We start from the raw sequence: 18,401 nt of genomic DNA, 5'->3' as shown, positions 1-18,401 counted from the left end.
GATAGTAGCCGAGCATCAAGCCTTGAGGCCAAACACCTCGGTCAAATGCTGCTCATAACGCGCCACATCGTTTTCGATGTTCGGGCGTTTCATCACGTCAACGCAGAGGAAGGTCGGCAGGCCGGTCATGCCCAAAAACTGATTGGCCTTGTGGAACGGGAAGTACACCGCGTCCACGCCTTTGGCTTCAAAGAAGTCGTTCGGATCATCGAAGGCTTGCTGTGGCGCGTTCCAGGTCAGCGACAACATGTATTGCTTACCCTGAATCAGCCCACCGCTGCCGTACTTCTGCGACGCGTCGGAACGGGTGCGACCATCACTGGCGTACAGGCTGCCGTGGCCTTCGGTGAAGACTTCGTCGAGGTACTTTTTCACCGTCCACGGCGCGCCCATCCACCAACCCGGCATCTGATAAATGATCACGTCGGCCCAGAGAAATTTGGCCACTTCTTCGGCGACGTCGTAACCCTCGTCGATGAAGGTGGTTTTGACATCCATACCGCCGCGATCCAGCACGCTCAGCGCCGCTTCGTGCAGGGTGGTGTTGTAGCGACCGTCAGAGTGGGCGAATTTTTTACCGCCATTGAGCAACAGAACTTTTTTCATGAGAAAGCCTCGGCACAGCCATTGGGCTGGATGGAGAAGGGAAAATTGAATGGCGGCAGATTAACCATCCCTCTTTCGCGGAATAAGCCGGGGTGGCGCAAAATACATTTGAGTAAAACGCACGAATCGACAGAAGATTATTGCCTTAGCATTGGTAGCCATCTGAATTGGAGGAGTCGTTTCTGATGAGTGAACGCCGGGGTTTCATCCTGCACGCCAAGACCCGCCCAGAAAAATCCGAGGCTTTCGAAGCGCTGTTTCGCGCCTACGTCGAGCCCAGCCGCGCTGAGCCGGGCTGCATCGAGTACCACATGCTGCGCGACAAAGAAGATCCGACGTTGTTCATCTTTTACGAGGTCTGGGAGTCCCAGGCGCATCTCGATGTGCATTCGACGCTGCCGCACATGAAGACGTTTTACGCCGAGCGCATGGACTATTTGGAACGCGATTTCGATATCCGTCTGATCGACATGCTCAGCGAAGCATCGGCTAACCGCTGATCAGCAAGTGGGCGCGGCGCAGCTTGACGGTGTGCGCCCGGGAGTTCAGCGCCCGGCCCAATTACGCCAAAGCTTCGCTGTGCGCCTTGACTCTCCCCTAAGGGGCAGACTTCATCCTTGGCTTTTTCATCAGCAAGGACGATGACGATGGGCAAACGTATTCTATTGATTCTCGGGCATCCTTCGGCGAACAGCTTGTGCGCCGCACTCGCCGAAAGTTATGCACAATCGGCACTCGATGCCGGACACGAAGTTCGCCAGTTGCGACTTGGTGAAATGAACTTCGATCCGGTGTTACGCCAAGGCTATGAACAGATTCAAGCGCTGGAAGATGACTTGAGTGCGGCACAGTCCGACATCCTCTGGGCCGAGCATCTGACGCTGGTGTACCCGATCTGGTGGGGCGGCATACCGGCGCTGCTCAAAGGTTTTTTTGATCGGGTGTTGTTGCCGGGTTTCGCCTTCAAATACCGCAAAGGCAAAGCGTTCCCCGACAAATTGCTGAAAGGCCGCACCGCGGATTTGCTGGTGACCATGGACACGCCGCCCTGGTATTACCGCTGGGTCTATCGCATGCCCGCCTTGCATGAAGTACGCAAGAGCACCCTAGCGTTCTGCGGAATAAAACCACTGCGCACGCTCACGTTCGGCCCGGTGCTGGGCTCAAGCGCTCAGCAGCGACAGGCGTGGTTGCAACAGGCGCAGGCTATCGTCAGTCGTTGAGTCTGGCGATAATCACTGAGGCATAGCCAAGGTAAAAAGGACTGTTCATGTACATCAGCGAAGCCGCTCAACGCGCCAGCTCCACGGTCAAAACCATCCGCCATTACGAGGCTATTGGATTGCTGCCCCCACCTCGACGACAGGGCAAATATCGCGTCTACGACCAGCAAAGCGTCGAACTGCTGGGTTTTATAAAGTGTGCGAAGGAGATGGGCTTCAAACTTATGGAGCTGCAGAAAATTTTCGCAGGCCATCACGGTGAGTCGATGCCTTGGGCTTTGGCACAGCAGGCCATCGAAGACAAAAAACGCGAGATCAGCGACCAGATCGCCAAACTTTCTCGACAGCACGCGCAGTTGGTGGCATTTGACGCGAACCTGCAACAGGCCCGAGAGCAATGCCCGCTGGAAAATCTGTAAGTGTTGGCGCGTTTCTGAGCAGCTCGATGTCGAACACAGACAACTGAGCGGCGAGCCGGCGCTATAGGGTGCGACTTCATTCCTCATGTCCACCGCCCGGAGTCCTCATGACCGCGACCGCCCCTATCACCGTTCTGCGCGACACCCACCCACTGCCGGTACTCGACGCCTGCAAATGGGAAAAACTCGAAGGCGACCCGCACACCGTCAACCTCAATGCTTACACCAGCGAAGACGGCAGCAAGATCATGGGCACCTGGATCTGCACGCCGGGCAAGTGGCGCGTTGAATACGTGAAGTGGGAGTACTGCCATTTTCAGGAAGGCTACTGCGTGATCACCCCGGACGGCATGGCGCCGATTCATCTGCGCGCCGGCGATATTTTCGTGGTTGAACCGGGAATGAAAGGCACTTGGGAAGTGGTCGAGACCGTACGCAAATATTTCGTGTTTGCCTGATGCAAAAAAACCGGGAAATCACCCGACGTGATTTCCCGGCAACACTGACTGCACGTTGATTGGCCCTACATTGGCGGCGATTGCTACTGCGGTTTGCGATAGCTGTTGATGATCGCCGAGAAGTCTTTCCCGCCGTCCCCGCGCTGGCTCATCGCTTGATACAACTGCTGCGCCACCGCGCCGAGCACCACCGGTTGGTGTGCCTGACGCGCCGCTTCAGTCGCCAGCCCCAGATCCTTGAGCATCAGTTCGGCACCGAAGCCGCCGGTATAACCGCGCGAGGCCGGTGCCGTTTCGACGATGCCAGGCCACGGGTTATACATTTCCGAACTCCAGCAGCGACCGGTTGAACTGTTGATGATCCCGGCCAGCACCGAGGTGTCGATCCCCAGTGCATCGCCCAATGCCATGGCTTCACTGACGCCCACCATGGAAATCGCCAGCAGCAGGTTGTTGCAGATCTTGGCGATCTGCCCGGTGCCGACTTCACCGCAATGCACAATGTTGCGGCCCATCTGCGCCAGCACCGGTTGCAAAGTCGCGAACAGCTCCGGCGTTGCACCGACCATGAAAGTCAACGTCCCGGCCGTCGCACCGCCGGTGCCGCCGGAAACCGGTGCGTCAGCCATGGCCACACCTTGCTTGGCAGCGGCCGCCGCCACATCGCGAGCGGTCTGCGGATCGATGGTGCTGCAATCCACTGCCGGCACACCTTTGCCGATGCCGGCCAACACGCCGTCCTCACCGAGCCAGACACTGCGCACATGCACCGCGGCCGGGAGCATGGTGATCACCAGTTCTGCATCTTCAGCGGCTTCGCGCGCCGAGGCACGGAGGGTGCCGCCCAGTTGTTCCAGTTCTGCCAGCACGGTTTTGTTCAGATCGACCAGATTCAGTGAATGGCCGGCCTTGATCAGGTTGCGCGCCATCGGTGCGCCCATGTTGCCCAGACCGATAAATGCGATTTTCATGGCTCGCTCCTCAGCGCAGGTTGATGGTGGTGTTTACGCCGTCATTGACGCTGTCGTCATCGAACCAACGCGCCGTGACCGTTTTGGTCTGCGTGTAGAACTGCACCACTTGCTTGCCATACGGGCCGAGGTCGCCGAGTTTTGAACCACGGGAACCGGTGAAGCTGAAGAACGGCACCGGCACCGGAATCGGGATGTTGATGCCGACCTGACCGACGTCGATTTCCGTCTGGAACTTGCGCGCCGCCGCACCGCTCTGGGTGAACAGGCCCGTGCCGTTGCCGAACGGGTTGGCGTTGACCAGCGCGATGGCCTGGTCGAGGGTATCGACTTCCAGCACCACCAGCACTGGGCCGAAGATTTCCTGGGTGTAAATCTGCATGTCGGTGGTCACCCCGGAGAACAGGGTCGGGCCGACGAAGTTGCCTTGCTCGTAACCCGGCACGCTGATGTCGCGACCGTCCAGCTCAAGCTTGGCGCCCTCCTTGATGCCGCTTTCGATCAGATCGAGGATCCGCGCCTTGGCTTTTTTCGAGATCACCGGGCCGACATCAGTGCCTGGCTCGCTGCCGGCGTTGACCTTCAGCTTCTGCGCCAGGGCCTTGAGATCCGGCAGCCATTGTTTTGCTGCACCCACCAGCACGACCACGGATGTCGCCATGCAACGTTGCCCGGCCGCGCCAAAACCAGCGCCGACCAGTGCATTGAGGGCTTGCTCGCGATTCGCATCGGGCAACACCACGGCGTGGTTCTTCGCGCCCATCATCGACTGCACGCGTTTGCCATGCTTGCCGGCCAAGTCGTAAACGTGAGTGCCAACAGCGGTCGAACCGACGAAGGACACGGCTTTGATGTCTTTGTGCGTGCACAGGCCATCGACCACGTCCTTGCCGCCATGCACCACGTTGAGCACGCCCGCCGGGACACCGGCCTCAATCGCCAATTCCACCAGCAGCAGGGTCGACAGCGGATCCTGCTCCGAAGGCTTGAGCACGAAGGTGTTGCCGCAGGCGATGGCCATCGGGAACATCCACAGCGGAATCATTGCCGGGAAGTTGAACGGCGTGATGCCGGCGCAAACGCCGATCGGCTGACGCAGGGTGTAAGTATCAACGCCACCGGCAACGTTCTCGGCGAATTCGCCCATTTGCAGCGTGCCGATTGAGCAAGCGTGCTCGACCACTTCCAGGCCACGGAAAATATCGCCCTCGGCGTCGGCAATGGTTTTGCCCTGCTCGGCGCTCAGCACCACGGCAATGCGCTTGGAATGCTCGCGGATCAGCGCTTGCAGCTTGAGCATGATGCGCATACGCGCGCCGATCGGGGTCAGTTTCCAGGTCTGGAAGGCGCGTTGCGCGGCGCTGACAGCGGCATCGACTTCAGCGGCGGTGGCGAATGGGACTTTGGCCAGCACTTGCTGAGTCGCGGGGTTGACGATGTCGTGCCATTCGGTGGACTGCGACTCGACCCACTCGCCGTCAATCAGCAGCTTGACCTTCTGCAGCGTGGTGTCGTTGGGCGTAAGCGATGCGTTCATGCTGGTCTCCAGAACTTGTTTTTATCGTAGGAGCCAAGGCGAAAGGTGCGCCTTGAGATGAGGCGTGTGTCACGAATTGGTTGTCGGACGGTTTTTGGAGTATAGATGTGCAAACTTCTGATAAGAACGCACATATAAGCCCGTCCATCATGCAAAAAAACATCACCTCGCTAGGTTCACTGAACTGGGACGACCTCAAGTTTTTCCTCGAAGTCGCCCGCACCCGCAAGGCCAGCACCGCCGCCAAACGGCTCGCCGTCGACTACACCACGGTGTCACGGCGGATCAGTTCGCTGGAGGCGGCGCTCGGTACGCTGCTGTTCGAAAAGTCGCGCACCAGCGGCTTCGTCTTGACCACCGAAGGCCAGCGTTTGCTGGGTTATGCCGAGTCGATTGAAAGCACATTGCACATGGCCTGCGAGCAGGTATCAGGCTCCGGCGTGGCGCTGTCCGGGCATGTGCGGATGGGCTGCACTGAAGGGTTTGGCAGCTTCTTCATCACGCCGCAACTGAGCCACTTCGTCGACGCCTACCCGGCGATCTCGGTGGACATCCTGCCCCTGCCGCACTTCATCAGCCTGTCCAAGCGCGAAGCCGACATCGTCATTGCCCTGGAACGGCCGGAACACGGGCCGTACGTGTGCTGCAAACTCTGCGACTACCGCTTGCAGCTGTACGCAACCCAGGACTATCTGGATAAACACCCACCCATCCGCCGCTCGGCCGATTTGAGCAAGCATCAATTCATCAGTTATGTGGATGATCTGGCGTTCAGCTCGGAGCTGTTGTACCTGGCGAACGTGCTGCCAGGCGCCAGCGCAAACCTGCGCAGCACCAGCGTGATCGCGCAATACGTTGCAGCGCAGCAAGGGCGCTCACTGGCGATTCTGCCGTGCTTCCTCGCCGCACAGGACCCGCGCTTGCTGCCAGTGTTGCCGGAGGAAATCGACATCACCCGACAGTTCTGGATGTACTGCCGCGAGGATCTGCGCAAGTTGAAGCGAATCACCCTGTTGTGGGATTACATTCGTGAGGTGACCGAGCGCAATCAGGGTCTGTTGATGGGGCAGACCCGTGAGATGCGGTTTGCCGATTAATTGGCACTGACCACAATCGACACCCGACGGTTTTCCGTGCGGCCCGCCGCGGTGTCGTTGGACGCCACCGGCTCGCTGCTGCCCAGGCCTTGCAATTGGATGTTCTCTTGCTTCATGCCGACTGTGGAAAGCACATTGGCAACACTCTTGGCGCGGCGCAGCGAGAGTTGCTGATTGTAATTTTCCTGGCCCGAAGCATCGGTGTGACCATCGACCCGCACGCGCTCGATGCCGACACCCATCAATGCTTTGCCGATGCGCTCGACGATCTCGGTGCTTTGTGTGTTCAGGCTTTCAACATCGCTGCCAAACAGCACCTTGCCGGACAGCCCAAACTCCCAGCCGTCGTCGGTCAGCTCGAAGCCTTGTTGTTCGAGCACCGCCACTTGCGCCGGGGTCAGGCCTTTTTGCGGGGTGGTCTGGCAACCTGTGAGGGCCAGGGCGGCCATCAACAGTACAGCGGTAAAAAATCGAATGGGAAGTGTGAACACGAGAGTCAGCTCCTGTTTTGAACGGAATCGACCGGGTGCTCCGCCCCAGCCGTGAATTGAGCACCGCGAGACAAGCGCTTGGCTTGATACATCGCCGTATCTGCAGCATCGAGCAAGGCGCCAGGCGTGATGCCATGATCGGGATAAACCGCGATGCCGATGCTGAGCGAAGTCACGACACTACTGCCGCCGGGCAGCGCGATGGGCATGTCCATGCTGGCGAGAATCTTGTCGGCAATGCGCTCGGCATCTTCGACTTTGTGCAGCGGCGTGAGCAACACGGCGAACTCATCACCGCCCAGTCGCGCTACCAGATCCTCCTCACGCAATTGCGCGCGGACACGATTGGCGATTGCCACCAACACCGCGTCGCCGGCGGCATGGCCGAAGTTGTCGTTGATCCCTTTGAAGCGATCACTGTCAAGAAACAACACCGCCACCCGCTCGCTGAGCTTGCTGGCGTTGCGCAGGGCACGGATCAAGCGGCCCTCGAAAAATGCCCGGTTAGGCAGCCCGGTCAGGCTGTCGTGACTGGCTTGGTGGGCAAGGGTTTCGTTTTCGCTTTGCAGATGGCTTTGCCAGGATTCGAGTTCGTCGAGCAAGGCATTGAAGTCGTTGCCGAGGTTGTCGAGTTCGGCGATCTGCGCGGGCGGCACGCGACGGTCCAGTGCTCGCTCACTGCGGGCGGCGTGGGCCACCGTAGCGAGGCTGTGCAGCGGGCCGATAATGCCACGCAACTGCCGACGCGCCAGATAGAGCGCCACCCAGGCACTGATCGCGGTACAGAGAAGGATCCCCGCCAGACCGCTCAGCAGAAAGCGCATCAGACTGCCGCCATGCCCCGTGAGCAGGATGCGTCCAATTTCACGATCCTGATGGAGGATCGGCAGGCTGATCGGTTTCTCCAGGATGGCGCGGGCGGTCTGCATTTCCAGTTTGGAGATGAAGCCGTTTTCCGGTCGCTGCCAGCGCGCTATCAGTTGGCCTTGAGCATCGAGCACCTGGGCATCGGCGACCTCCTCGGTGGAGGCAATCAATGCCAACGCTTCGGTGGCCGCAGCCTTGTCGTTAAATACGACCGCCGCTTCGACGGTGTAGCTGATCGAGCGCGCAATCAGGTGCAAGTTGTGATCCGCATAGACCCGCAGCGCCAGAACGCCCAGCAGGGTCAGCGAAACACTGGCCATTGCCACAGCCACCAGCGCCACAATCAAATGCCCGCGACCGATGACCGAGCCCAGAGTCGGACGAACTTTGGAACTGAACCGTTTCATGGCGCCGCCGGTTTGCGACGGGACAGTTGCAACACGCTTGGATGAATGCGCACGCCGCTACGGGCAACGGAGTCGAGATTGACTTCGAAGGCTACCTGATCGTCGCCCACCCGCAGGCAGAACAGGCTGCCGACCGTGCACTGATCGTCGCCTTCGCTGATGCTCAACACCGGATGACCAATCAGTGAAGTGAACAGGCGACTGCGTTCATCTGCGGTCAGTTTGCCGATGTACACCGCATCGCATTCACTGACGATGGCCGGGTTGTCGGCCAGCAGGCGACGCACAATGACCGGCCTGCCGGTGGCTTGAGTGGTGCCTTTGACCAGGTCATCGGTGTATTCGGTGGGGCCGACGATGCACAGGTGCAACTGCGCAGGTTCCACTGGCCAGCGTGCGTAGCTGAGGATGCCAAGAACGACCTTGGTGACAGAACGGGCACGCTGCTCAGCCATGCCCGTCGGCGTTTGCGGTTGCGCGACAGCCACACCCGCCAACAACCAGAGCAGACCGACAAGCACTACGTGCTTGCAGCGAACCACGCGCTCTGTCGCCCAGAAAGCCACCTTCATGCAGGTATTCTCTTCGATCGTAACGAAATGATGCCGCAACGATAGCACAGCGGTGAATCACCAGCGAAACAGCGACCCCTGACTGACTGGTCAGAAATTACCGAAAATCTTTGCGTTTACCTTCAAAGAGGCGCGGCACCCTCCTCCAGTTCCAGCATGAGCCCGCTCAGACGCTTGACCTTGCGCTGTACCGCCTCCTCAAATACCCCGATACGCGGTTCGATCAGTGTGAACCAGTGCTTGGCCCGGGTAATACCGGTGTAGATCAACTCCTTGGTCAACACGGGATTCAAGGCATCCGGCAGAATCAGCGCCGTGTGGGCGAACTCCGAGCCCTGGGATTTGTGCACGGTCATGGCGTAAACGGTTTCGACGTCATTGAGCCGACTCGGCAACACGAAACGTACCCCGCCCTGACCGTCATTACGCGGGAAGGCTACGCGCAACACCGGTTTTCCAGCGTCCGGTCCTTCGCGTTCCGGTAGTTTGAGTGCGATGCCAATGTCACCGTTCATCAAACCCAGACCGTAGTCGTTACGGGTCATCAGTACCGGGCGGCCTTCGTACCATTGTTGGTCGTTCTCGATCAGGCGAGCCTTGAGCAGTGCCGCGGTGATGCGTTGGTTGAGGCCTTCAACACCCCACGGCCCTTTGCGCACCGCGCACAACAGCTGAAAAGCGTCGAACGCCTGCAAGACTTCACGGGCCCAGTCGATCCAGTCCGGATGTTCGAGCGGCCTGCCCAGCGGTGGACGCTGATTGCGCAGCACACTCAGATAATGCCGATAACCTTGCGGGCCATCGCCATGGCCTTCGAGCAGCAGACGCTCCAGTTTGTGATCGTGCTCGCCCTTGAGCAGCAACGAAAACACATCGTCATAGTGCCCCGTCGCCAGCAACTGCCGTGCCTCCTCCGGTAACTGCTGATTGACCCGTCGCGCGAGCTGGCCGATGCCGCTGCCCTCGCCGAAGCGCCGCGAGTGACGCAACATGACCACTTGCTGGGCCAATGGATGGGAAGCGTCGAGGTCTTCATGCAAAACGCCGGCCTCCAGGGATTCGCCGCTGACCGACTCCAGCCATTGCCGGGTCTGCGGGCTGTACCAACCGTCCTCGGCATCACGACACAGATCCCCCAGCACCGCGCCGGCCTCCACGGAGGCCAGTTGATCCTTGTCGCCCAGTAACACCAGACGCGCATGCGGCGGCAACGCGTCGAGCAGATTGGCCATCATTTCCAGATCAATCATCGACGCTTCATCGACCACCAGCACATCCAATGGCAAGCGGTTACCGGCATGGTGCCGGAAGTGCCGGGTGCCGGGACGGCTGCCGAGCAAGCGATGCACCGTGGTGACGTCGCAGGGGATTTTGGCCCGAACGTTTTCGGCGACTGTCAGCGTTTGTACTTGCTGACTGATCGACTCGGTCAACCGCGCAGCCGCTTTGCCAGTCGGTGCTGCCAGACGAATGCGCAGTGGGAGGCCTGCCTCGACCGCCGGCGCCTGAAGCAGCGCGAGCAAACGCACCACGGTGGTGGTTTTGCCGGTGCCGGGACCGCCCGTGATAATGCTGAAGGCACCGCGCGTGGCAAGAGCACAGGCGAGTTTCTGCCAGTCGATCACCTCACCAGGCTTGGCTGAGCCGAACAGTTCATCCAGTCGCTGCGGCAGATCACCCGGCGTCGCCTCAACTTGGGCGAGACGTTGGCGTAGCGCCGAATCGATACGGCGCTCGTAAGCCCAATAGCGTCGCAGGTACAGCCGCTTTGATGACAAGACCAACGGCCGCTGCTGCGCCGCATCACTGCTATCAGCCGCCAAGGCTACCAAGGGGCTGCCCGCCAGAACCTTGCACCAATGGGCACCATCGAGCGTTTCAAGCAGTTGCGAGGGCAGTAACAGCACACCCCCTTGCACATCGCCTTCGGGCGGGAGCGACAGGGCAAAATCCGGGGCTTTAAGGGTTTCAAACAAATCCAGACACACATGGCCATGCCCGAGCTGATGGCTGGTCAGTGCCGCAGCGAGCAGCACCAGTGGATCGGTATCCGGCTCAAGCTCGTGAAGAAATGCCACGAATGCCTTGTCGAGCGCACGCAACCAGCCTCGCTCAACCCAACGATTGAGCAGCAACAGCAAGTCTTCAGCACGAGTCAGAGGCGAGAGCGAGGACAGGCTGTCGGCTGTCAAAGGGGTCGGCAGCAGATCGTCGAAGGTGCGGCTCATAGCAGGACTCCCTGTTCCCATGCGGGTTCGGCCTTGGGTTCGGGTTTGCCCTGGAACATCCGGTCGAGGCGCTCAATCAATTCACGGGGCGGACGGGCAAAATACACACCGCGACTGTCTGCGCGAGTCCCGCGCAGAAACAGATACAGCGCGCCGCCGACATGCCGGTCGTAATCGTAATCTGGCAAGCGAGCCTTGAGCTGACGATGTAACGCCAACAGGTACAACACGTATTGCAGGTCGTAGCGGTTGTCGAGGATCGACAGCTCCATGGCCTGCGCGGTGTAGGCCAGGTCATCAACGCCCAGCCAGTTGGATTTGTAGTCGGCCACGTAATAACGACCATCGTGTTCAAAGGTCAGGTCGATGAAACCTTTGAACATGCCATTGAGCTGCACCGGCTCTGCCGCCACCCGTGCCACGCCATTGTGGGTGTACTGACGCACCAGTTCGTCGAGTTTGACTACGTCGACTTTATGGCTGGCGAACCAGAACTCCATCTCGACGCGGTACTGCTGCAATTGCTCAAGAATGACGGGAGGCTGCCCACCAGCGATCGGCAACGGGGATTTGAGCAGATGTTGCAGCCAGTCACTCAGGGTGATGATCCAGCCTTCCCATCCGCGAAGATTGCAGCGTCGGGCAATCGCATCCTCCAGCGCCTCGCGGGAAACGGCAAAACTGTCTTCACCTGCCCACTCCAGCAGACCATGGAGGAACGTTCCCGGGTTGGGACCACGAGGGAAACGATGAATATCCGCGCCGCCGGCAATGATGTCTCGCGGAGCATCGGGGTCAAGGCGTTCATCATCGAACAGCTTTTGTGCTTGAGGACTGTCCGGCGCTTCATCACTGCCCACACTCAAAATGTCGCTGATGCGCAATGCACTGTAGGACGCAATCCACCAGTTTTCACTGGCCTTGCGCTTGGGCAATAGCGTGGCACTGAGCACAGCGTCATTGCGTGGAGGCAGGTAATGCTCGTCGGTGGCCAGGGGCATTTCACCCGTGCTGATTGCCGGGCAGTCGTGTTGCAGCTCTTGTAGCCAGCGATTCAGCGCATTGGATTCCCCCAGAGATGCTCCGCCACCCAACAAGTAACCCAGCGCCGAAAGGTGCAGCACCGAACTGTTGTTATTGCCGCGTTTGAGATCCGTCACCCCCAGCCAACAAGCATGTTGCGCACGGGTCAAGGCGACATAGAGCAAGCGCAGATCCTCGGCCAGACGCTCGTCGTCCGCTTGCGTAATCAATTCGGCAGTCGGCCTCAAACTCACTTGAGCCTTGCCCGATGCATCGTGGTAATGCAGCGGCAATCGGCTGCCATCCACCGGTTTGGCCGAGCAGATGAAGGGCAGAAATACCAGGGGATACTCAAGGCCTTTGGACTTGTGAATGGTCACGACTTTGACCAGTTGCTCATCACTTTCCAAACGCAGAATCTGCTCTTCACCGGCCTGACCGGACAACGACAGAAGCTCGGCCAAATGGCGGATCAACGCTTGCTCACCATCCAGCTCCGCAGCGGCTTGCTGCATCAGCTCGGACAGGTGCAAAAGGTTGGTCAGCACGCGCTCACCGTCACTGCGAGTCATCAAGGTTTGTGGCAAATGAAAATCGTGCAGCAGGCGTCGCAACATCGGCAGGACGCCTTGTTTGCGCCACAGCTCACGGTAGCCACGGAACTGCATGACGCGAGTTTCCCACACCAGTTCGTCCTGATTCAGACGCTCCAGCTCCGCCAATGGCAGGTTCAGGGTGATGCAGGCCAGCGCGGCCTTGAGCGAGCGCTCGACATCCGGTTCGGCGCAAGCCTTGAGCCAGGAAAGCAGGTCGTGAGCTTCTTGCGCGGCAAAAACCGAATCCTTGTCCGACAAATACACGCTGCGCACGCCACGGGCAGCGAGTTCGCCGCGCACAGCCTGGGCCTCTTTACCGTCACGTACCAGGATCGCGATGTCAGAAGGGCGCAGACCTTTGAAGTCTTTACCCTCTTGTACGAATCCAGCAACACCTGTTTGCCCCCCATTGAGCAACGCGGTGATTTCACTGGCACATGCCGATGCCAACTGCTGACGATAGACCACGCCAGAAAGGGGCTGATCGGAAGACAATAACCAGACATTCAGCGCCGCAACGTCTTGCCCGGCAATCTGCAGTTTTTCTTTACGGCCCTGCGAGTCGACAGGTTGAAACGGCACCGGGTTCTCACCGTTTTTCTCCCGGAACAAAAACGCGCCGCGTCCCTGCTCTCGGGATTCGGCGCGTTCGAATATGTGGTTGACCGCGTCCACCATGCCATGGCTTGAACGGAAATTGGTGCCCAATGTATGCAGTCGGCCTGTCGTGGCTAGCCGGGCGCGCAGATAGGTGTAGATGTCCGCACCGCGGAACGCGTAGATCGCCTGCTTCGGGTCGCCGATCAGAAACAGACCGGTGTCCGGATTGTTTTCTTCGATGCGGTAAATGCTCTCGAAGATTCGGTACTGCACCGGATCGGTGTCCTGGAATTCGTCGATCAACGCGACCGGGAACTGTTCGCGGATCAACGTCGCCAGGCGCTCGCCCCCGTCAGATTGCAGGGCTGCATCCAGGCGCAATAGCATGTCGTCGAAGCCCATTTCGGCGCGGCGACGCTTCTCTTCCTCAAAACGCGCACCTACCCATTTGGCGGCATGTTGCAGAACGGCGGCGTCGGGGGTCGGCAAAGCATCGAGACTGGATTTGAGGCTCGACATGGCATCCAGCCCGGGATGACGGGGGACCTGGCCTTTCCAGGCCTCAGCCATACCGTCGGGCGTCAGTCGAGTGAATCCGGTGCCGATGTCGAGCTGCTCGAGGGACTCGTCCTCGGCCCAGGCTTTGAGCTTCTCGAACCATGGTTCAAAGTAGCGCGCCTGCATCTTGCGACCGTCGACGGTTTTACTCGCGACGCCCTGATGACAGATGGCGAGTAACTCGTCGGCCCACTGACGCCAAGGCATTTTCAGTTCGATCAGCGCTGCACGGCGTTCTTGCAGACACTCGTCGATCAGCTCCGCCGGGGGCTTGCCTTCGTCGCTGTCGCGTTCACTGGCGAACAGGCCACGCACCCGAGGCAACAACGCAGCAGGCCCACCCCAATTGCTGCGAACCCAATTCAAGGCATCGCCCTGCATCGGATAACAGAACAGTCGCCAGTAATCGCGCAGCACTTCCCCGAGCAAATCGCTGTGATCAGTCTCCAGCGACTGAGTGAACAGGCTGCCGCTGTCGAAAGCGTGCTCGCGCAACATGCGCTGACACCAACTGTGAATGGTGGAAACCGCCGCTTCGTCCATCCATTGTGCGGCGATATCGAGACGGTTGGCGCAACCGGGCCATTGCTGAGACTCGAATTGTTCGCGCAGCTGCGCGATCAATCCGTCAGGAGCGGGTATCTCGTCTCTGAAGAAGCGCGCGGCCTCGGAAAGGCGAGTGCGAATCCGCTCGCGCAACTCTTTCGTGGCAGCATCGGTGAACGTCACCACAAGAATCTGCGGTGGCAACAGTTCTCGGGCAAAGCCATTCGATTCGCCGCCATGGCCCAGAATCAGACGCAGATACAGCGCAGAAATAGTGAAGGTTTTACCGGTGCCGGCACTGGCTTCGATCAACTGGCTACCACGTAATGGGAATGCCAGAGCCAGCGGTATCTTCTTGCTCATGACCGAGTTCCTTCGCTGGACAACGAACGCCAGGGCGCTTCAAGCAAAGGCCGATACAAGGTATCGCACCAACCGGAGAACGTCTCGTCTGCAAGTAATGCATCAAAGTCGGCATATTGCCGTGACAGCGCCGGGCTTTCGCGGCGCTCGCCCTCACTGGTTTGGCCATCACCCTCATAGGCTTTACGCGCCGCGGCTTCAGCCTTGAGCGGATCAGTCTGTGATAACCAGGCGAACGCGGTCTTTACCGCGATCGGCAATGGTTGACGCATTCCAGCCTGCCAGGCGAGAAGAAGATCCCCAAGGAAACGAACAGCTTTGTCTGGCTCCATCGGTTCGAGCAGCAAGGTGTCATCGCTGGCCACCAACGCCGTGGTCATCGAAAGTCTGCTGGCGCAGGCGACCAAGTGATTAACCCAAGGTTTGGTCAGTCGATGCCATTTGCGGTTCTTGATCGAGCCGATGCTGTTGGGGATGGTCGTGACTGACAACACGCCACCGTCGGCACGTTGATGCAAGCCCGAAAGCCAACCTTCAAGGCGTAAGCCCTGTAGTGCCATAGAGATCGGGATCGCACTGGTCAACGGTGTCGGCCATAACGTCAGCAACTGTTGATAGCGCTGCAACAGATCGGGCAACGGCTCGATCAACTCACGTTGAAGACATTCACCAAAACCGGCCATGGGTAGAAGTCCGCTGTTTTGCAAACGTCGGGCTTGAGCCGCGAGCGCTTGCTCGACATTATCCGGCTGTCTGAGCGCAGCTTCGAGCAAGCTGTCGCTGAGCGTATATCGCTGCAACGCGTCCAAGACAAAAGGCTCTTCGTCGGCGAGCGGCGCTTCGGCGGCTTCGAAATACACCTTGAGGCGCTGGGTGAAAAAGTGTCGAACGGGGTTACGCAAGAAGTCCTGCAGCAGGGCAAGGCTCAGCGGCTCTTCTTGAACAAACGGAGCGAGCAACTCCACCTCGTTTTTGGGCGCCTGATGTTGATGCAATACCTGCCATTCGCTGGCATAGCTGAACAGTTGATCGCCCTCATGAAAATAGCGCGCACTGAACGGTTGCAGCGGATGCTCCTCGGTCATGGCATGCAATAAATCCTGACTTTCGTCGACTAATCGCCAACCGCTGGCAAGGTGATCGCGCAACTGGCCGATCAGCACCGAAGCCGGCCGCTCACTGTTGTCACGAATGCTGCGGCCGACCCAACTGATGTAGAGCTGATGACGGGCAGACAGCAGCGCCTCGAGCAAAAGATAGCGATCATCCTCGCGCCGGGAACGATCTCCCGGACGGTAATCGCTGCCCATAAGATCGAAATCGAGCGGCGGTTGTGCGCGGGGGTAATCGCCATCGTTCATCCCCAACAAACAGACGAGTTTGAAGGGAATGGCACGCATGGGCATCAACGTACAAAAATTCACTGCACCGGCGAGAAAGCGTTGGGACAGTCGGCCCTGATCCAGTCCAGCGAGCCAGGCCTCGCGAACCACGGTCAGCGGCAATTCATCTTTCAGGCCCACAGCCTCGCAGGTCTCCAGCCAGGTTTCACGAAGCTCTTCCAACTGGGTGAGCAGGTAGTCATCGTGCTCGTTGCTGGCCTTGAAGAACAACTGCATCAGCGCCTGCAAGCGATGACCCCACACGTTGGGTTGAGCCGGTTGCGTGAGTTCCTGATGAGCGAGTTCCAGTGCATCGAGCAAGGCAACCAATGGCCCGATCAGTGCGGCATCCAATCCGCCGATTTCGTCGTAGGGCTCGATACCCGCACAGGCATTGGCGCTGCCTACGGCATAGCCCAGCAACATTCGCCGCAAGCCGAAATGCCAGCTGTTCTGCTCCAGTTCGTCCGGCAAACCTAGTCCGGCACGTTGTTCGGCGTTCATTCCCCAGCGCACGCCGGCGCCTTCGATCCAGCGATGCAGCGTCGGTAAATCGCGCTCCTCCATACCGAAACGCGCACGTAATGCTGGAACGTCAAGCAGGTCGAGAATTTCGCTGACCGGGAAGCGGCTGTCAGGCAGTTTGAGTAGATGCTCGACGGCGATCAGCAATGGATCTCGACCACGCTGGCCCTGGTCCGCCAAGGTAAATGGGATGAAACGTGGATCATGTCGATCAAGCTGACCAAACACTGCACGGATATGCGGGGCATAGCTGTCGATGTCCGGCACCATCACAATTACATCGCGCGGCCGTAAATCCGGGTTGGCACTGAAGCGTGCCAATAGCTGGTCATGGAGGATTTCAACTTCGCGTTGGGCGCTGTGGGCAATGTGAAAACGGATCGACCGATCTTCATTCAGATCAACAGCAGACCAGTGCTCGCGTGTCTCATTGAGTGGCCGCAGTTCCAGGATGTCGTCCTGTAGTTGATTAAGCAGATTCTCTGGCCGGGTCTCACTGAACAGATCGATACGCCCGTCGCGAAAAGCTGCGCGATAGCTATTCGGATCGTCATAGCTGTCGAGCAAGTTGATGTAATCACGACCTTGTTTGCCCCATGCGGCCAGCAGCGGGTGGGCATGTTGGTGCAGTGTTTCCTGATCCAGAACCACGGGCATACCGTTCTTGCGGGACTGGCGCTTGTATTGGTGACGCAGTAAGTCCTTATCAGCGACGATATCGGCCCAGTGATGTCGACATGGGTTGTGTACACACAGTAGAACCTGACTGAAACGTGCGAGCCCTGCCAGCGCTTCAAGCACTTGTGCTGGCAAGGAAGAAATCCCGAAAACGATCACTCGCGAAGGGATCCCTTTGGGGGCTTCTTCAATCGTATTGATGCGTTCGATAAATCGCTGATGAACACCGGCACGGCTTTGAGCCATGCCCAGCGTTCCTACGTCATCCAGCAATGCACGCCACAACTCAGCCTGCCAACAACTGGTAGGCGGCAGTGGTTTTACTTCGCCTCTGACGTTACGCAATTGATGCCGTCCCTCAGCCCAATCCTCCAGCCAGTCGGCCCGATACACCTGGTACTGGTCAAAGAGATCCGCCAGACGCTCGGATAACTGATAGCGCTTACGCAAGTCGGTGTCGTGGGTGAGAAAGCGTTGCAGTGGTTCAAAATGCGGACGGTCGATGACCTGAGGTAGCAGGCGCATGAGCCGCCAGGTCAGCGGAGCTTTATCAAGCAGGGATTTGGCAGGAATTTCATCTCGGCCCAAGACCATACGGTAGAGCTGCCACATGAAACTGCCAGGCAATTGCACATCAATCGCTGCGGCGATACCGCAGCCGCCGAGGTCATCATCTTCAGGATCTTCGGCCAAGGCCAATTTGAGCCACTGGGCAATACCGTTGCTCTGGACCAGAGCAATTTCGTTTTCCAGGGGGGCCAGTGGATAGCGCCGCATTATGCTGACCACCAGGCTGCGCAGTTCGTCCAGGCTATTGCTCTGAACCACCATGAATGCAGCGTTGAGGGACTGGGCGTCCGGCATAAAAGCTTCCTTGGGAAAGTACAAAAGCCAGGGCAGAACCTTAGCACTGTCGGCAGGTTGTGACAGCCGGAAGAAGGCCCTACAGGCTGTAAGAACTTTCCTGCGGGCAAAACAAAACCCCAACTGCTTTCGCAATTGGGGTTTCGGAATTTAATCTTGACGATGACCTACTCTCACATGGGGAAACCCCACACTACCATCGGCGATGCATCGTTTCACTGCTGAGTTCGGGATGGGATCAGGTGGTTCCAACGCTCTATGGTCGTCAAGAAATTCGGGTACTGACTCGTGGCCTGTTGGCCTCGCTTCAGCAAATTGGGTATGTGACAGCTGTCGGTGTTTTGTGAACATCGAACTTTCGGTTCGTTTCGTCTTCACACACCGCAATCT

At 58.8% G+C, this 18,401-nt stretch carries 14 protein-coding genes and 1 rRNA gene; 5 read left to right on the top strand and 10 right to left on the bottom strand.

The window, feature by feature from the left end:
- Nucleotides 1–15: 15 nt before the first annotated feature.
- Nucleotides 16–606 carry an NAD(P)H-dependent oxidoreductase gene (locus K5E40_RS09570; protein ID WP_221730508.1) on the bottom strand — a complete coding sequence of 197 codons (591 nt, stop codon included), beginning with the start codon at nt 604–606 and terminating at the stop codon, nt 16–18.
- Nucleotides 607–791: 185 nt separating this feature from the next.
- Here K5E40_RS09570 and K5E40_RS09565 point away from each other — a divergent pair, with 185 nt between their 5' ends.
- The 4 genes from K5E40_RS09565 to K5E40_RS09550 all read left to right on the top strand — a co-directional run bounded on the left by K5E40_RS09565 (nt 792) and on the right by K5E40_RS09550 (nt 2,706).
- Nucleotides 792–1,106 (top strand): putative quinol monooxygenase, encoded by a 315-nt coding sequence (locus tag K5E40_RS09565; RefSeq protein ID WP_221730507.1) that lies wholly within the window; start codon nt 792–794, stop codon nt 1,104–1,106.
- A 147-nt stretch (nt 1,107–1,253) separates the two neighbouring features.
- Nucleotides 1,254–1,829, top strand: coding sequence for an NAD(P)H-dependent oxidoreductase (locus K5E40_RS09560; RefSeq protein ID WP_221730506.1), 576 nt, complete (start codon nt 1,254–1,256; stop codon nt 1,827–1,829).
- Between the two features lie 47 nt (nt 1,830–1,876).
- Nucleotides 1,877–2,248, top strand: coding sequence for a MerR family transcriptional regulator (locus tag K5E40_RS09555; RefSeq protein ID WP_221730505.1), 372 nt, complete (start codon nt 1,877–1,879; stop codon nt 2,246–2,248).
- 107 nt (nt 2,249–2,355) lie between these two features.
- On the top strand, nt 2,356–2,706 hold the full coding sequence (locus K5E40_RS09550) for a cupin domain-containing protein (RefSeq protein WP_122589396.1): 351 nt from the start codon (nt 2,356–2,358) through the stop codon (nt 2,704–2,706).
- Nucleotides 2,707–2,789: 83 nt separating this feature from the next.
- On the opposite strand, the gene mmsB is transcribed toward K5E40_RS09550, so the two are convergent.
- A complete protein-coding gene (gene mmsB, locus K5E40_RS09545) occupies nt 2,790–3,677 on the bottom strand; it encodes a 3-hydroxyisobutyrate dehydrogenase (protein ID WP_221730504.1) in 888 nt (295 codons plus the stop codon).
- A gap of 10 nt (nt 3,678–3,687) precedes the next feature.
- Nucleotides 3,688–5,214: a CoA-acylating methylmalonate-semialdehyde dehydrogenase gene (locus K5E40_RS09540; RefSeq protein WP_221730503.1), complete on the bottom strand. Its 1,527-nt coding sequence runs from the start codon at nt 5,212–5,214 to the stop codon at nt 3,688–3,690.
- A 149-nt stretch (nt 5,215–5,363) separates the two neighbouring features.
- Between K5E40_RS09540 and K5E40_RS09535 the strand changes: the two genes are divergently transcribed.
- Nucleotides 5,364–6,311: a LysR family transcriptional regulator gene (locus K5E40_RS09535; RefSeq protein WP_221730635.1), complete on the top strand. Its 948-nt coding sequence runs from the start codon at nt 5,364–5,366 to the stop codon at nt 6,309–6,311.
- Here the strand turns inward: K5E40_RS09535 and K5E40_RS09530 are convergent.
- The 7 genes from K5E40_RS09530 to rrf form a co-directional block, all read right to left on the bottom strand.
- Nucleotides 6,308–6,760, bottom strand: a complete 453-nt coding sequence (locus tag K5E40_RS09530) for an OmpA family protein (protein WP_221730634.1) — start codon at nt 6,758–6,760, stop codon at nt 6,308–6,310. The genes K5E40_RS09535 and K5E40_RS09530 overlap by 4 nt on opposite strands.
- Before the next feature lie 47 nt (nt 6,761–6,807).
- Nucleotides 6,808–8,076, bottom strand: coding sequence for a diguanylate cyclase domain-containing protein (locus tag K5E40_RS09525; RefSeq protein ID WP_221730502.1), 1,269 nt, complete (start codon nt 8,074–8,076; stop codon nt 6,808–6,810).
- Nucleotides 8,073–8,648, bottom strand: coding sequence for a YfiR family protein (locus K5E40_RS09520; RefSeq protein WP_221730501.1), 576 nt, complete (start codon nt 8,646–8,648; stop codon nt 8,073–8,075). Before K5E40_RS09520 ends, K5E40_RS09525 begins: the two co-directional genes overlap by 4 nt.
- 122 nt (nt 8,649–8,770) lie before the next feature.
- Nucleotides 8,771–10,876 (bottom strand): exodeoxyribonuclease V subunit alpha, encoded by a 2,106-nt coding sequence (gene recD, locus K5E40_RS09515; protein ID WP_221730500.1) that lies wholly within the window; start codon nt 10,874–10,876, stop codon nt 8,771–8,773.
- Nucleotides 10,873–14,562 carry an exodeoxyribonuclease V subunit beta gene (gene recB / locus K5E40_RS09510; protein WP_221730499.1) on the bottom strand — a complete coding sequence of 1,230 codons (3,690 nt, stop codon included), beginning with the start codon at nt 14,560–14,562 and terminating at the stop codon, nt 10,873–10,875. Before recB ends, recD begins: the two co-directional genes overlap by 4 nt.
- Nucleotides 14,559–18,011, bottom strand: coding sequence for an exodeoxyribonuclease V subunit gamma (gene recC / locus K5E40_RS09505; protein ID WP_221730498.1), 3,453 nt, complete (start codon nt 18,009–18,011; stop codon nt 14,559–14,561). Before recC ends, recB begins: the two co-directional genes overlap by 4 nt.
- Nucleotides 18,012–18,165: 154 nt before the next feature.
- Nucleotides 18,166–18,281, bottom strand: a 5S ribosomal RNA gene (gene rrf / locus K5E40_RS09500).
- Between the last annotated feature and the right edge of the window lie 120 nt (nt 18,282–18,401).

The sequence above is a fragment of the Pseudomonas baetica genome (assembly GCF_019733355.1).
Lineage (GTDB): Bacteria > Pseudomonadota > Gammaproteobacteria > Pseudomonadales > Pseudomonadaceae > Aquipseudomonas > Aquipseudomonas baetica_A.
The sequence above is the reverse complement of the archived record's forward strand: the minus strand, read 5'-3'. Positions and strand labels throughout refer to the sequence as shown.

Bases quoted from the DNA above. Each gene is read 5' to 3' on its own strand.
- K5E40_RS09570 (WP_221730508.1), bottom strand. From the start codon at position 606: ATGAAAAAAGTTCTGTTGCTCAATGGCGGTAAAAAATTCGCCCACTCT.
- K5E40_RS09565 (WP_221730507.1), top strand. From the start codon at position 792: ATGAGTGAACGCCGGGGTTTCATCCTGCACGCCAAGACCCGCCCAGAA.
- K5E40_RS09560 (WP_221730506.1), top strand. From the start codon at position 1,254: ATGGGCAAACGTATTCTATTGATTCTCGGGCATCCTTCGGCGAACAGC.
- K5E40_RS09555 (WP_221730505.1), top strand. From the start codon at position 1,877: ATGTACATCAGCGAAGCCGCTCAACGCGCCAGCTCCACGGTCAAAACC.
- K5E40_RS09550 (WP_122589396.1), top strand. From the start codon at position 2,356: ATGACCGCGACCGCCCCTATCACCGTTCTGCGCGACACCCACCCACTG.
- mmsB (WP_221730504.1), bottom strand. From the start codon at position 3,677: ATGAAAATCGCATTTATCGGTCTGGGCAACATGGGCGCACCGATGGCG.
- K5E40_RS09540 (WP_221730503.1), bottom strand. From the start codon at position 5,214: ATGAACGCATCGCTTACGCCCAACGACACCACGCTGCAGAAGGTCAAG.
- K5E40_RS09535 (WP_221730635.1), top strand. From the start codon at position 5,364: ATGCAAAAAAACATCACCTCGCTAGGTTCACTGAACTGGGACGACCTC.
- K5E40_RS09530 (WP_221730634.1), bottom strand. From the start codon at position 6,760: ATGGCCGCCCTGGCCCTCACAGGTTGCCAGACCACCCCGCAAAAAGGC.
- K5E40_RS09525 (WP_221730502.1), bottom strand. From the start codon at position 8,076: ATGAAACGGTTCAGTTCCAAAGTTCGTCCGACTCTGGGCTCGGTCATC.
- K5E40_RS09520 (WP_221730501.1), bottom strand. From the start codon at position 8,648: ATGAAGGTGGCTTTCTGGGCGACAGAGCGCGTGGTTCGCTGCAAGCAC.
- recD (WP_221730500.1), bottom strand. From the start codon at position 10,876: ATGAGCCGCACCTTCGACGATCTGCTGCCGACCCCTTTGACAGCCGAC.
- recB (WP_221730499.1), bottom strand. From the start codon at position 14,562: ATGAGCAAGAAGATACCGCTGGCTCTGGCATTCCCATTACGTGGTAGC.
- recC (WP_221730498.1), bottom strand. From the start codon at position 18,011: ATGCCGGACGCCCAGTCCCTCAACGCTGCATTCATGGTGGTTCAGAGC.